Annotated in this window: 1 pseudogene; it reads left to right on the top strand. The window is 73.3% G+C overall.

Going from position 1 to position 247, the window contains the following annotated elements:
* Positions 1-247 (top strand): annotated as a pseudogene (locus tag CCN44_RS46255) (sensor histidine kinase); the annotation flags it as partial.

The following is a 247-nucleotide window of genomic DNA, read 5'->3' on the forward strand; positions in this document are numbered from 1 at the left end:
CGCCCTGCTCGCCCGCCCCCACCTGGAGACGGTCCGGCCCCCCGGCCCCAACTGGCCCTGGTCGACGCCCGTGCTGCTGGCCCACATGGCCGTCCTCCTGCTGTTCGCCCTGCGGATCCGCTTCCGCGGCACGATCGCCGTGCTCCTCGTGACGGCCCTGGTGACCTACGTCCTGGAAGCCGGCATGGACACCGGGCACTACTCCGGCACCGGCACGATCGCCGTGGCCCTGTTCGCCATCGCCACC

Origin of the sequence: Streptomyces tricolor (genome assembly GCF_002155905.1) — a bacterium.
GTDB classification, from domain to species: domain Bacteria; phylum Actinomycetota; class Actinomycetes; order Streptomycetales; family Streptomycetaceae; genus Streptomyces; species Streptomyces tricolor.